Source organism: Chamaesiphon sp. OTE_20_metabat_361 (assembly GCF_031364565.1).
Window position 1 is genome coordinate 1 of sequence record NZ_JANLWO010000542.1, and the last position, 12,829, is coordinate 12,829.

General features: G+C 45.9%; 11 protein-coding genes and 1 pseudogene. 7 read left to right on the top strand and 5 right to left on the bottom strand.

Going from position 1 to position 12,829, the window contains the following annotated elements; genetic code table 11:
- Positions 1 to 520 (top strand): annotated as a pseudogene (locus tag RMO35_RS15565) (hypothetical protein); the annotation flags it as partial.
- Between the two features lie 237 nt (positions 521 to 757).
- Positions 758 to 1,627 carry a branched-chain amino acid ABC transporter permease gene (locus RMO35_RS15570; protein ID WP_309742239.1) on the top strand — a complete coding sequence of 290 codons (870 nt, stop codon included), beginning with the start codon at positions 758 to 760 and terminating at the stop codon, positions 1,625 to 1,627.
- Positions 1,628 to 1,790: 163 nt separating this feature from the next.
- Here the strand turns inward: RMO35_RS15570 and RMO35_RS15575 are convergent, their stop codons facing one another.
- Positions 1,791 to 2,537, bottom strand: a complete 747-nt coding sequence (locus tag RMO35_RS15575; RefSeq protein ID WP_309742240.1) for a class I SAM-dependent methyltransferase — start codon at positions 2,535 to 2,537, stop codon at positions 1,791 to 1,793.
- A gap of 140 nt (positions 2,538 to 2,677) precedes the next feature.
- On the opposite strand from RMO35_RS15575, the gene RMO35_RS15580 reads away from it, so the two are divergent.
- Positions 2,678 to 3,238: a dual specificity protein phosphatase family protein gene (locus RMO35_RS15580; protein WP_309742241.1), complete on the top strand. Its 561-nt coding sequence runs from the start codon at positions 2,678 to 2,680 to the stop codon at positions 3,236 to 3,238.
- A 4-nt stretch (positions 3,239 to 3,242) separates the two neighbouring features.
- Here the strand turns inward: RMO35_RS15580 and RMO35_RS15585 are convergent, their stop codons facing one another.
- From RMO35_RS15585 to RMO35_RS15595, 3 genes are all read right to left on the bottom strand, one after another.
- Entirely contained in the window at positions 3,243 to 3,605 is a 363-nt protein-coding gene (locus RMO35_RS15585) for a hypothetical protein (protein WP_309742242.1), read from the bottom strand.
- Positions 3,606 to 3,681: 76 nt separating this feature from the next.
- Positions 3,682 to 4,086, bottom strand: a complete 405-nt coding sequence (locus RMO35_RS15590) for a thioesterase family protein (RefSeq protein WP_309742243.1) — start codon at positions 4,084 to 4,086, stop codon at positions 3,682 to 3,684.
- 171 nt (positions 4,087 to 4,257) lie between these two features.
- Complete coding sequence (locus RMO35_RS15595; protein WP_309742244.1) at positions 4,258 to 6,384, bottom strand: response regulator; 2,127 nt, start codon at positions 6,382 to 6,384, stop codon at positions 4,258 to 4,260.
- A 439-nt stretch (positions 6,385 to 6,823) separates the two neighbouring features.
- Here RMO35_RS15595 and pyk point away from each other — a divergent pair, with 439 nt between their 5' ends.
- Positions 6,824 to 8,578: a pyruvate kinase gene (pyk, locus tag RMO35_RS15600; RefSeq protein ID WP_309742245.1), complete on the top strand. Its 1,755-nt coding sequence runs from the start codon at positions 6,824 to 6,826 to the stop codon at positions 8,576 to 8,578.
- Positions 8,579 to 8,653: 75 nt separating this feature from the next.
- Here pyk and RMO35_RS15605 read toward each other — a convergent pair whose 3' ends face one another.
- Entirely contained in the window at positions 8,654 to 9,271 is a 618-nt protein-coding gene (locus tag RMO35_RS15605) for a Uma2 family endonuclease (RefSeq protein WP_309742246.1), read from the bottom strand.
- A gap of 115 nt (positions 9,272 to 9,386) precedes the next feature.
- Here RMO35_RS15605 and RMO35_RS15610 point away from each other — a divergent pair, with 115 nt between their 5' ends.
- The 3 genes from RMO35_RS15610 (at position 9,387) to RMO35_RS15620 (ending at position 12,742) form a co-directional block, all read left to right on the top strand.
- Positions 9,387 to 10,274, top strand: a complete 888-nt coding sequence (locus RMO35_RS15610) for an alpha/beta hydrolase (RefSeq protein WP_309742247.1) — start codon at positions 9,387 to 9,389, stop codon at positions 10,272 to 10,274.
- A gap of 198 nt (positions 10,275 to 10,472) precedes the next feature.
- Positions 10,473 to 11,495 carry a multicopper oxidase domain-containing protein gene (locus RMO35_RS15615; RefSeq protein WP_309742248.1) on the top strand — a complete coding sequence of 341 codons (1,023 nt, stop codon included), beginning with the start codon at positions 10,473 to 10,475 and terminating at the stop codon, positions 11,493 to 11,495.
- 206 nt (positions 11,496 to 11,701) lie between these two features.
- Positions 11,702 to 12,742, top strand: a complete 1,041-nt coding sequence (locus tag RMO35_RS15620; RefSeq protein ID WP_309742249.1) for a helix-hairpin-helix domain-containing protein — start codon at positions 11,702 to 11,704, stop codon at positions 12,740 to 12,742.
- The last annotated feature ends 87 nt before the right edge of the window (positions 12,743 to 12,829 follow it).

Sequence of the window (12,829 nt, forward strand, 5' to 3'; positions counted from 1 at the left end):
ATCGATCTGTAACCGTTACAACAGCGGCGATAAGTCGGTTGCGAGTCCCGGTCAAGCAGCCAGCATCGGCAACGCCTGTGCGCCCTTGAGCAATTATTTCAACGTCCGCAATAGCCGTGTCAAATCCAGCGTCGCCGCCGAGATCGTCCAAGTTGGTGCCCGTTCCGAACGTGGCAATCAAAATACTTGTAGCGCCAGGAATCCTAACATTGCCACCCTCCCGACGCCACCCTATTCGGACAATCAGTATGGCTCGGCGCTGGGTCTTTATCTCCGCGCCGCTCTGGCTGCTGGCAAATTCCCCCAACTGACTACTCACTTTGCTTTAGATAACTTTGACCCCGAAGGACACTGCGATCCGCGCTGTTTTAATCTCAACAAACTTTACGGCTCGATCGCGTCTACAATGGGCCACGCTCAGGGCAGTAGTTACGGCGTTACACCCAGCTACGGTACGCGACCGGGTACCAATAATATCTGGTGGGATAATCGCATCTGTCGCGGTTCGGCACCATCTTAATTGAGAATTGAGAATTGAGAATTGAGAATTAGGTCGGCAGTTATTTACTTTAACAGTAAGGCTAGCAATGTCTGCTCTAATGGCTATTCACTATCCACTATTCACTATCCACTATCCACTCTCCACTCTCCACTCTCCACTCTCCACTCTCCACTAGTAACAGTGTGAGCAGATCGACTTAACCACCTGACCCCAATCGAGCTACGATAAGATCTTTCCAGCGATAATAGACAGAATATGGATCCCCAATTGATTGTAAATGGCATAGCCCTCGGTAGTATTATTGCCCTGGGCGCAGTTGGTTTGACTTTGACTTATGGCATCTTGCGCCTGTCAAACTTTGCTCATGGGGATTTGATGACTTTGGGGGCATTTGTCGCCTGGATGCTGAATCTGAGTCCGATTCCAGTTTTAAATAATATCTGGATATCGATGCTCATCGGTATTGTGGCGACGGTAGGCGTCGCGCTCTTGACCGAAGTAGTTGTGTGGAAGCGAATGCGGCGGGTACGCGCAACATCTACCACGCTGGTAATTATTTCGATTGGGTTGGCATTATTTCTCCGCAATGGAATTTTATTAATTTGGGGGAGCGATGCTAAGCGGTACAATTTGCCTGTGAGTGAAGCGATCGATCTATTTGGGATTAAGATTAAGTTCTATAATTTAGTCGTGCTGGGATTGGCGCTCGTCGCGATCGCTGGATTGCATTTTCTACTTCAGAATACCAAAATTGGTAAAGCGATGCGGGCGGTTGCTGATGACATCGATCTAGCGCGCGTGACGGGTATTAATGTCGAACAAGTTGTCTTGTGGACGTGGATTATTTCCGCGAGTTTGACGGGTTTGGGCGGACAAATGTATGGATTGGTGACTAATGTCCGTCCCGATATGGGTTGGTTTCTGATTATGCCAATGTTTGCCGCAGTAACATTGGGCGGGATTGGTAATCCTTATGGCGCAATCGCTGGGGCATTTATTATCGGCATCGCTCAAGAGGTTTCTGTGCCGATTGTTGGCTCTCAATATAAGCTGGCGATCGCGCTCATTTTAATGGTATTAACTTTATTGTTCCGTCCTCAAGGACTGTTTAAAGGTACTGCTTAATTGAGAATTGAGAATTGAGAATTGGGTTGTTAGCTATTATTATAGAAAAGTCGTCCCAGTAGGGTGGGCATTGACCACCAGCTAGGGTTTACGCGCGATCGATTCGATCGACAATCGATTCTACTCTATCGATCTAAAGTCAAGAAAATGGCTATAAGCATAATTATCTCAACATTTTTTGATAACAGCGAGTAGTGATAAAATAAGGGTGAAATACTTCTAAGAAATTGACCTGTAAAGTTCTAAAAAAGCGATCGATAATTTTGGGGTCATCCAGATGGAAGGGGAATTCTTGGTTGGAGCCTTTGGAGAAATACCAGTTAGTAATCATTTTCCCCTCATCGTTTAAGAGCTGCTGAAACTGAAGTAACTGCTGGCTCGGATCTGGTAGATGCTCCATCACATCGAAACAAGTAATTGTATCGAATCTTTGGGTGGGATCTAAGGCGGTACAGCAAGTAATCTTGGCTTCTAAACCTAACTGTTGAATCCGATGGCTGACAAAGTTATAATTTACTGGATTGATATCGCAATAAATAACATGTGAAACTTCGGGACATAAGGCTGCGGCGATCGCGTGGGTACCGATACCTCCACCAAAATCCAAGACAGTTCCGCTTGCTCGATCGGCGATCAATTTGAGCGTATCGCCGATATAATCGGTACTGGTGAGATGCCAAGTTGCCAACTCAAATAAATAAGCCTCACCCACGCGATCGCGATAAAATTTACTAGCATCTTCCCAATCAAAATCGCGGCGTCCGAGTTCGGCTAAATCTTGTAAAGCAGTCGCAAACTTTGCTTCTAATTGACTTGAATCGATATCTAAAAATTGCTGAAGGTGTTGCTTTAAATTAAATGCGTCTTGCCAATAACCGCTCAGATGCGGCACGATCGGAAATGTAGACATGTGCCAAGAATGAGAGATTAGGGATCGATATCGGCACTCACTATAACATCTAGGCGGCGATCGCGGGTAGAGAATTAGGGGATAACTTTGTTCGGCAACGTTTCCATGTCTCGATCCCGATTGTAATTGTTAAGTATCTTATGTATAATTTTTCCGCCGCTACCACAAATGAATCGTTCGTGTTTGGTGCTGCTCGACCTGGCTATGCTCGCGCACAGGTTCAAGCATGGATCGAGTTTATGCAGAGTCAGCAGATTAGCCGAGTTTGCTGTTTATTATCTGAACCGCAGCTAGATCGCTATTCAGATTTACTAAACGTCTATCGCCAGCATTTCGGATCTGATGCAATTTGTTGGGCACCGATCGCCGATTTTCAAGTTGTCGATCGCCAAGTCCTACTTCACCAAATTCTACCATTTCTCAGCCGTGCCGATCGACAATCCGCACGCGTCGTCGTTCATTGTGGTGGTGGCATTGGACGCACGGGACAAATTTTAGCAGCTTGGCTCATCGCCGGACGTGGGTACTCCCGTGAATTGGCGATTGCTACCGTCAAGCAATCGGGGCGAAATCCCTATGAAGCTGTCATTGTTGCACCATTCCTGTGGCGCAATCCCTGGCGGTTAATGGCGAGCATAAATACATTGATAGATGAGTGCAGTCGCATCGATCTTCTCGATCGATCGACTATTATCGACTAATCAATCAATCATTAATAGCAGTGCCTTGTTCCTGTAATATCAGTTTTTTACCTTGATAAACCCGTAACACATTATCAGTTGTAATCGAGTAAAGATATTTACCATTGCGAAATTCATAGCCTAGAAACCGATAGCTATTACTACTATTTACCGTTCTTCCTTTCAGCCGAATCGATTTACCTGTATTTAAATCTCTGCCGACATAAGTAACGCGATCGCAACTGACATTTCCTTCTGCACACTGTCTGGTAATTTTGATTTCAAAACTAGGGGTTATGATGGTTTCAGCACTAGCAACACCAGCACTAGCACAAGCAATCCCGATGGTGGAGATGACGATTGTGAGGATAGATTTAGGAGAGAGCATTTAGCGTCAAAAGATAAATTTAGAGCAGTTTATTTAAAGATACACTTGTAGATCGAGGATTCCGTAAAGATTGACGCTAGCTCCACTGTTCGATCCAATTTGTTAGGAGTACGGGTAATTCTATCCGTTTGCGTGTCGTGGGATCGATCGTGACATGTTTAGTTATCGCCGTGGCTGCTACTTGACTAGCTTCAGTTAAAATCCGATATTTAATTTCAAATCTAAAACTATCGATCGACTGGGGAGTAAGTTCGATAATTACTCGATCGCCACAATATAATGGTTTCAAAAAATCAGCCGACACATGCGTAATCGGGACTGCAAAATCGGAGTTATTCACAAACAGCTTGAGATCGATTCCCGATTTAATTAATGCGGCCTCATAGCCAACATGACAAATCGAAATAATATTGGAAAAATAAACAACCCCCGCCGCATCAGTATCCCGAAATTGAATCGTGTACTCATACTGAAAAGACATAACGTACTTTATTTAACAACTTAAAAACCGTCATAAATCCGCTCGTCACCTGTTATTTAATTATTTAAATGCAGTTAATTATTAAAAAAATAGTATCTGAAGCATATTTGGTGGGCACTGCCCACCCTACTGGCTCGACACGACTAATACCTATTCGTTAAAGCCTAAAGCCTAAAACAACAATAATGGTTGACACTGACTCAACGCATGAGCTAATTGCTCGATTTTAACAGGCTTAGTTACATAATCGTGCATCCCGGCGGCTAAACATTCTTGCTTATCACCTTCGAGCGCATTTGCCGTCATCGCAATAATTGTCGGACAACGATGTTCGGGAAATTCTATTAAGATCCGGCGAGTAGCTTCCATCCCATCCATTTTGGGCATTTGTAAATCCATCAGGATCACATCATAAGCATGTTGATGAAGGCGTTCGAGGACTTCTAAACCATTCATCACGATATCAGCTTGATAACCGATCCGCTTGAGCATGTGGATGGCGACTTTTTGATTGACAAGATTGTCTTCAGCGAGCAAAATTCGTAATGGAAAGGTCGCTCGATCGAAATCATAATTTGACGTTTTGAGTTTGGGAATGGCAATCCGACGATCGAGTGATTGAGATCGGGATTGCGGTCGATCTTCAGTTAAGATCTGTCCGAGGACATCTTGCAATTGAAACTGACGAATGGGTTTATTTAAAGTTGCTGCAAAATCCACGCGAGCGGCATCAATTTCCGCTTTGCTGATGCTCACCGAGCTGAGCATTACTAATGGCAAATGTTGATATTCGACAAACTCGCGAATTTTTTGGGCGAGGATCAAGCCGTTCATTTCGGGCATCTGCATATCTAAAATTGCCAGATCGAAATGTCCGCGTAAATTGAGTAATTTGAGGGCTTCGGCTCCAGATTCAGTCGCGTGAGCGTGCATCCCCCAAGATTGGGCTTGCAGAGTCAATATTTTGCGATGGGTGGCATTATCTTCAACGATTAATAGGCGTTTGCCTGCGAGTTGTGTCGATTGGTGCTGCTGCTTGTGACAGAATTGGGCTGAAGGTGGAGCCGCCTTGGCAACGATCGTAAAAAAGAAACTCGATCCGCCGCCATCACCACTGCTTTCGACCCACATTTTACCATCCATCAATTCGGTCAATCTCCGGCTGATAATTAGCCCCAACCCCGTACCGCCATAGTTGCGCGTCGTTGAAGAATCGACTTGACTAAAAGCTTTGAATAAGCGATCGATTTTATCTTGCGGAATGCCAATTCCAGTATCTTTAACCACAAACCGCACCTCATAAGTCGGCTCGTCGGTAGTAATTACCGGATCTCGATCGGGAACGCTAATTTGTCTTGCCGTTACGCCGACGATCACTTCACCAGTATTGGTAAACTTCAATCCATTACCAATCAGATTGACTAAAATCTGCCGAATCCGAGTGACATCACCATACAACCAACTCGGGGTATTTTTGTAGATCAGATAGGCAAGTTCGAGATTTTTTTCGGCGGCTTTGGGAGCGAGGATATCGAGGGTTTCTTCGATACAATCGCGGATATCAAACGGTTGATAATCGAGTTCTAATTTACCCGATTCAATTTTGGAAAAGTCCAAAATGTCATTGATTAGCGTCAATAAAGCATCGCCGCTATGACGAATCGTACTGACAAACTCATGTTGTTGGGATGTCAGATCGGTATCGAGTAATAATCCAGTCATCCCGATCACCCCATTCATCGGCGTGCGGATCTCGTGGCTCATTGCTGCTAAAAAAGCACTTTTAGCTTTATTGGCTGCTTCTGCGGCTTTTTTGGACTGTTCGAGGAGATGATTTTGGTGCTGAAGTTCTGCGGATTTTTGCCGCAAGGCTAAATTCGAGGCTTCTAATGCGCGATGCAGATGCGACTGATCCAAGACTCGCTTGACGCGTTGACGCAAGACCGCCCAGTGAATGGGTTTGGTAATATAATCTGCTGCCCCGACAGCATAAGCCCGATCGAGTGAGGCGCTATCATCTAATCCAGTAATCATCAATACTGGAGTCAGATCGCCGCCAGGAAGCTGTTGTAGCTGCTCGCAGCACTCAAAGCCGTCCATTTCCGGCATCACCCCATCCATCAATACTAAGTCTGGCTGAATTGCTTGGTAGATAATTAACGCTTCTTCGCCATTGCGAGCAGTCTGCACCTGATAACCATCATCCTGTACTTTCTGACAGAGAATCGATCTGACCAAATCATCGTCATCGACAATCAGGATTAATGGTGGCTGATGAGGTGTTTTGCCGATTGTCATGATGGCTTGCGATCGGTTGACAGTGGTGGATATGGTTGGTTTGGAGCAGCCAATTGGCAGGAGGCAAAGACCCTCATGTATCGATCGCGATCTGGATTCTGCGTCTCAATCTTATTTATCCCAAAAATCGACTCCAAACCGACATCTAGTTCCCCTCTAATTATCTACTGTTTGTTACAACATAAAGATCTTATTACATCCGTGCGTTCTAGCTCCATAAGTTCAAAAAAAATTTCTAAACTTATCGCTCGATCGACTGCAACCGATCGCGGTTGTGTGGTACCATCTGGTGTGTTCTCGGTGACTAATTCAGACACCGATTGCTCAAAAGCCGCGATCTTGGTTAGCTGCGATCGGTGGTACGACCCGATCGCCAAGCATAAGCTATGCCAAGATTACCACCTTGTATCCGATCCTTCGCTCCTTTGACTGTAACTTCATGCAATTGCGAGATTCCCTCCGCCGAACTAAGATTGTTGCTACCATTGGGCCAGCAACTAGTAGCCCTGAAGTCCTGAAACAATTGATTCAAGCTGGAGCGACGACTCTGCGGCTCAATTTTTCTCACGGTACTCACGACGATCATTTGGCAAATATTCGCTTGATTAGGCAGATATCTCATGAACTAGAGCAGCCCGTCGGTATTTTACAAGACTTACAAGGGCCGAAAATTCGGTTGGGTAAATTCGCTGATGGTGCGATCGTGGTCAAAAATGGCGATCCCTTTACCCTAACTAGTAAGATCGTGCCGGGGACGCAAACGCTCAGCTCGGTCACTTACGATACCCTCGCTGATGAAGTGCCTGTAGGTTCGACAATCTTGCTCGACGATGGTAAGGTCGAGATGATCGTCACCGCAGTCGATCGGGCGACAAGTGAGTTGCACTGTGAAGTAGTCGTCGGCGGCCCTTTATCCAATAATAAGGGTGTCAATTTTCCGGGTGTTTACTTGTCAATTAAAGCACTTACCGACAAAGATCGCATCGATTTAATGTTTGGACTCGATCAAGGTGTCGATTGGGTAGCGCTGAGCTTCGTCCGCAACCCCGCCGATATCCTCGAAATCAAAGAACTGATCGCCAATGCGGGTAAAGAAGTCCCCGTGATCGCCAAAATCGAGAAACATGAAGCGATCGAACAAATGGAAGAAATCCTTGCCCTCTGCGACGGTGTAATGGTCGCACGCGGCGATTTGGGCGTAGAAATGCCCGCCGAGCAAGTCCCCAGAATCCAAAAACAATTAATCTCCACCGCCAATCGGATGGGGATTCCAATTATCACGGCTACTCAGATGCTCGATAGCATGGTGAATAACCCGCGTGGGACTCGCGCCGAAATTTCGGATGTTGCCAATGCGATTTTAGATGGTACCGATGCGGTGATGCTCTCCAATGAAACCGCCGTCGGCATCTATCCCATCGAAGCCGTCCAAACGATGGCGCGCATCGCTCTAGAAACCGAAAAAGAAAAACTCTCCAAACGCTGGGAAGACAATAAGCGATCGATTCCCAACGCCATCAGCGAAGCCGTCGGCAACATTGCCGAACAACTCGGAGCCGCCGCGATTATCCCCTTCACCAAAACCGGAGCCACCGCCCGCAGCGTCTCCAAATTCCGTCCCTCCAAGCCGATTCTCGCTGTCACACCGCACGTTGATGTGGCGCGGAGACTCCAGCTCGTTTGGGGCGTGCAACCGATGCTCCTGCTCGATTTAGCCAACGTTAGCGACAACTTTCAAGCGGCGATCGCGATGGCCCGAAAGAGCAATCTCCTCCATGAAGGCGATCTGGTCGTGATTACCTCCGGGACTCAAGGTGTTGCTGGTTCTACCGATCTCGTCAAAGTCGAAGTCGTCACCGCTGTCCTCGGACAAGGGATCGGCATCGGACATGGTTTAGTCACTGGAGCCGCCCACGTCGCCCGCACCGCCAAGGATGTCGCTCACTTTAATAAAGGGGATATCCTGATTACCAAGACAACTAATGCCGAGTATCTAGACGCCATCCGCAAAGCTAGTGCGATCGTCGTGGAAGATGATGGTTTAACCTGTCATGCAGCGGTCTTAGGACTACGTTTGGATATTCCCGTCATTGTGGGTGTCAAGGGTGCGACAGATAGCATTCGCGGCGGCACAGTGATTACACTAGACATCCAACGCGGCTCGGTTTATTCTGGGGCGATTAGTTTTAACTAATCTAGGGGTCGTGGTGGCTTCGGCTTCGCTCAGCCACCGTTGAAGTCATCGCCTAAATCCAAGATCTAGAAATACCTATTGTGCTGGTGGTAGAATCGACTCGATTGCGACGCTAATCTCCGGAAATGCCAACGGTGACACCGAATGGGTTTCTGTGAGAATTAGCTGGCTACTGTAGCCTGTCGGCGTAGGATCGCGGAAGATTTGCACCTGGCGATTTTTGATATCTATCACCCAGTATTCGACGATGCTCGATCGAGCATAGAGTTTATCTTTGACTTCACAATCTTGTTTGAGTGTAGAGTCAGCGACTTCGATGACGAGATAAATATCTTCAGCACCAGGATGAGCTTGGGCATAGTCTAAGATGCTGCCTTTGACAATCGCCAGATCTGGTTCTGGCTCCGAGAAGTTGTCGAGTCGAATCGGATCTTGAGTCCGAATCAGAGCAGTAGTGCCAAGTTGCGCTTGGATGTTAGTTGCTAAAAGTTGAAGCGTGATGACGTGGGGAGTTCCTTTTGAAGTCATTAGTACGATTTGTCCGGCAATTAATTCAGTCCGTTGACTAGGATCGAGAATACCCAGATCGCTCATCCGGTGATATTCTTGGACTGTCCAGTATTTAAGATTGGCGGGCGACTCGATGACTACCTGTGAGAGCGAGTCATCCAAATTAGTAAGAGTTTTAGACATAGCCATATTCAGGATGCTCTGCTCCGATCGAGTCTGTTGATTTGACTAGTACTATTGTAGTAGAGCGATCGCCGCGATCGAGGATAATTAAAGACAATTGCACTCTTAGCCATCCATGTTTCCTAGTTTCCTACCCCCGAGCGCCCAGCGACTTACAGAGCCAGAATCGATCGAATTTGCCAGTAAAATCCAGCGGACAGATATCTTGACATCCTTGCTGCTAGCCACAATTGCGAGTAGTTATGTGCGTCTGGGGACAGGTGGTATCCCAATCGTGTTTTTACATGGATTCGACAGTTCGATCTTGGAATTTCGGCGGATTATGCCAATTATTGCAGCAGAGCGGGAAGTTTGGGCGATCGATCTCTTAGGATTTGGCTTTACCGAAAGATCGCCCGATTGTCCATTTAGTTCGACAAGTATTCGCACTCATCTAGAGGCATTTTGGCAAACTCAAATCAAACAGCCAATTATTTTAGTTGGTGTCTCGATGGGTGGTGCCGCCGCGATCGAATTTACCTTAAATAATCCCATCGCCGTCCATAAATTAGTTTTGATTGATAGTGCTGGCTTCACCCAACCACCTGCAATGGGTAAGTTTCTGATTCAACCATTAGGCAATTTAGCCACCAAGTTTCTATCGAGTCCGAAAGTACGCCAAAGTGTCAGTGAGAAAGCTTATTTCGATCGATCTTTCGCCACCGCCGACGCGCAATTATGCGCGGCGCTGCATTTAGAAATGCCCAATTGGCGCGAGGCTTTGATTGCATTTACGCGGAGCGGTGGCTATGGTTATTTGCTCGATCGATTGTCAGAAATTCAGCAAGAAACTTTAATTCTCTGGGGCAAGCAAGATCGAATCTTAGGAGTCAAAACAGCACAATTATTCCTCGATCGTTTGCCAAAAGCTCGCCTTGAATGGATCGATAATTGCGGACACGTTCCCCATCTCGAACAAGCAAAGATTACGGCTGAGTCTATTTTAGATTTTAGTAATATATAGTGTCCTCGGGCAAGTCTGATATTAATTATGTCTCAGAGGACAGAGAGTAGTTAATTAGTTCGACAAAACTTAATTCTTAAATTGTCTACCTGAGCCAATATCGGTTTACTTTTACAGGATGTCGATAGTTTCCTCACTGGCTATAATAACTAGGTAAGATCTTTTCTCAATAGGTGTTGAAACTTATTATTAGCATTGATGTCTAATCTCGATTCTCCCTTGGAAAGGCTCCGCCAACGATTCGTTCACAACCCGCTCCTGCACCGTCGTCAGTTACTCAAATACGGCTTGGCAGGATTGGGGTTGACTACCGCCACACTCGCTTGGCAATCGCTCAAACCCCAAGCTGCGGCGCGAATCCCCGTCATCCCTACCAATAGCCCGATGATGGGCAATACTTTCAGTCCGATGCAGACGCTGCGGGACTTTGACTATGGTACCGTCAAGCAGGAAAACGGGCGGACTGTGCGGGAATTTAGATTGGTAGCTGGCAATACGACGCTTCAGTTAAATACTGCTGTGTCATTTAACAGTTGGAATTTTAACGGACGAGTACCCGCACCGACGCTCAGAGCCAAAGCTGGCGAACTGATTCGGGTATCTTTTCTCAACCGTGCCGGGCACGCTCACTCGTTGCATTTTCATGGTTTTCATCCAGCCGCGATGGATGGGATCAAACCGATTCGCAATGGTACGGGCACGATCTATGAGTTTGAGGCTGAACCATATGGAGTACATCTCTACCATTGTCATGTCGCCCCAGTGACGCGCCATATCGGGAAGGGTTTGTATGGAATGTTGATTATCGATCCGCCCGAACCTCGCCCGGTGGCTGATGAAATGGTCTTACTGATGGGGGGGTACGATACTAATGATGATGGCAAAAATGAGCTGTACGCTTTTAATGGGGTGCCGGATTACTATATGATGCACCCGATCGAAATTTATCAGCACCAATTAATTCGGCTATATGTCTTAAATATGGTCGAAATCGATCCCGCTTTAACATTTCATCTCCATGCGAATATGTTTCGGGTATATCCGACGGGGATGACACTACAACCCACTCATAGCACCGATGTGATTACGATGGGCACGGCGGAACGGCATATTTTGGAATTTGAATTTAAGTATCCCGGCGAATTTATGTTTCATCCCCACCAAGATGCGATCGCTGAGAATGGCTGTATGGGCGCATTTAAGGTAATTCCAATTGCTTAATAGAAATTTATGGCAAATAAGTTGACATTAGTTCTCATTAAGTTCACAATTAGGGTGACTAAATAGCAGCGATTTTTACTTTAATAGTTTGAAATCCATGCTTCAGCGGCTTTGCCAATGAGCAGATCGCTCTGCTCTAGTTTATAAGCCAATCTAATTAGCTGGCAATTGCCTGAATCGAAGACTCGATATTTGACACCATTTTTATGAAAAATAGAGAATACATTAAAATAGCCATTATTGCTTGTGCAGCCTCAATTGTCATTAGTGCCTGCAATAATCCTTCTACCACCACAACCACAACCACAGCAACTATCCCCAGTCCCGCCGTAACTCCCGCTGCGACATCAGACATGGCTGGAATGAAACATAGTGGTGGCAAAAAAATCAATATTAATAGTGCGATTTTATCAGAACTAGATAAATTTGAAGCTAAATTAGGTGTTCCGGCTTTATCTAATAAAATTCAAGCCGAACGTCCCTATAAAACACCGGAAGAGTTGGTGTCGAAGAAAGTTATCGACCAAAAGCAATTTGACCAGATTAAAGATATGGTGACAACCGAAGAAATTGTCTTAACTGGCGTCGAGAAAGATGTTGACTATATGGTTAAATTGGGACTGATGAAAGGACATCTATTCGTAGCTAAAGAACTGCTCGATCTCAACAAAGTCAAAGATGCCGAACCACATATCGGCCACCCAGTTGAAGAAATTTATGTAGATGTAGCAGACCAACTAGCCGAGCGAAAAGTCAAAGAATTTAAAACCACACTGATTACTCTTGAAGATCTCGTAAAAGCTGGAGGTAAAGATAATGCCAAGGTGACTACGAATTTCAAATCCTCAATGCAATCGATCGATGGAGCAATTGCCGCATTACCAGAAACTCAACGCAAATCTCCTGCCTTTGTTCTACAAGTCATTAATGGCTTATTAGATACTGCTAATTCTGAGTATGGTGCGGCAATTACTGATGGCAAAATTAAAGCTGCGATCGAATACCAGGACTCTAGAGGTTTTATCGTTTATGCTAATATGTTGTACAAAGAAATTGCCACGGCGATGGCCAAAGATCGTCCCGAAGAGCATAAAATAATTACCGACAATCTTAAGCAGTTGACCACGGCATGGCCCGCAGCGATGCCACCAGCAACACCTGTAAAAACGCCCCTAGAAGTTGGTAAATTGGTAACTGCGATCGAACAAAGTACTCAGAAAGTTATCGCTACTGTTGCTAGTAAATAATCGCATTCAACTATTTGGTAACTACGGCGGAGATCTACCCACCCCGCCCTACGGGCACCCCTTTCTTGACGTTTTTTTATTCGGGGG